The following is a 1488-nucleotide window of genomic DNA, read 5'->3' as shown; positions in this document are numbered from 1 at the left end:
GAGCAATGATCAGAACCTGTGGATGAGCCTCGGTGAGGGGGCGTGAAAGTGGGCGCACCTTCCCGAGGATGATCTGAATATCCGAAGGTCCGATCATGAGCCGGCGTTGGCGCGCTGGTTCGGGAAGGTACGCCCATGCTCACCGTAGTTCACGATGCCATCGAGGCCAACGAAAGCACTGGCGGTGCTGGTCGGTCGTTGTTGGACGAGATCGTCCGCGACGGCGCCCGTCAGATGCTGGCCGCCGCGTTGAAGGCTGAGGTCGCCGCCTACGTGGCCCAGTTCGCCGATCAGCTCGATGAGAAGGGGCATCGGCTGGTGGTCCGCAACGGCTATCACCAGGCCCGCGAGGTGCTGACGGCAGCCGGGGCAGTTGAGGTGAAAGCACCGCGAGTCAACGACAAACGCGTCGACCCCGACACCGGTGAGCGGAAACGGTTTTCCTCGGCGATCCTGCCGGCCTGGGCACGCAAGTCACCGCAGATGAGCGAAGTGCTGCCGCTGCTGTACCTGCACGGGCTGTCCACCAGCGACTTCACCCCCGCTCTGGAGCAGTTCCTGGGCTCGGGTGCCGGGCTCTCGGCCACCACGATCACCCGGCTGACCAGCCAGTGGCAGGACGAGGCCCGCGCGTTCGCCGCCCGGGACCTGTCGGGCACCGATTACGTCTACCTGTGGGTCGACGGCATCCACCTCAAGGTCCGCCTGGACCAGGAAAAGCTGTGTCTGCTGGTGATGCTCGGCGTGCGCGCGGACGGCCGCAAAGAGCTCGTGGCGATCACCGACGGCTACCGGGAATCGACCGAGTCGTGGGCTGATCTGCTGCGCGACTGTAAACGACGCGGCATGACCGCACCCGTGCTCGCCGTCGGCGATGGCGCACTCGGCTTCTGGAAAGCGGTACGCGAGGTGTTCCCGGCCACCAAAGAACAGCGGTGCTGGTTTCATAAGCAAGCCAATGTGCTTGCCGCCCTGCCGAAATCAGCGCACGCGTCGGCGTTGTCGGCGCTCAAGGAGATCTACAACGCCGAGGATATCGACAAGGCCCAGGTCGCGGTCAAGGCCTTCACGGTCGACTTCGGGGCCAAGTACCCCAAGGCGGTCGCCAAGATCACCGACGATCTGGACACCCTACTGGAGTTCTACCACTATCCCGCCGAGCACTGGATCCACCTACGCACGACAAATCCGATCGAAAGCACCTTTGCCACAGTACGTTTGAGAACCAAGGTCACCAAGGGGCCGGGATCACGTGCGGCTGGTCTGGCCATGGCCTACAAGCTCATCGACGCCGCCGCGGCCCGCTGGCGTGCCGTCAACGCACCACACCTGGTCGCCCTGGTCCGCGCCGGCGCGGTCTTCCACAAGGGCAAACTGCTCGAACGCCCCACCGAAATCACCCCACCGACACCGCCCTCAGACGGCGATCAGCAAGCCGGAACGGAGGTCGCCTGAAACACGCCGATCCACAGGTATTGACAATTCCTC

General features: G+C 64.4%; 1 protein-coding gene. It reads left to right on the top strand.

What is annotated here, in order from left to right:
* The first annotated feature begins 135 nt into the window (after positions 1-135).
* On the top strand, positions 136-1455 hold the full coding sequence (locus ACAG25_RS24720) for an IS256 family transposase (RefSeq protein ID WP_064961518.1): 1320 nt from the start codon (positions 136-138) through the stop codon (positions 1453-1455).
* The last annotated feature ends 33 nt before the right edge of the window (positions 1456-1488 follow it).

The organism is Mycobacterium sp. pV006 (assembly GCF_041287115.1).
GTDB lineage: Bacteria > Actinomycetota > Actinomycetes > Mycobacteriales > Mycobacteriaceae > Mycobacterium.
The sequence above is the reverse complement of the archived record's forward strand: the minus strand, read 5'-3'. Positions and strand labels throughout refer to the sequence as shown.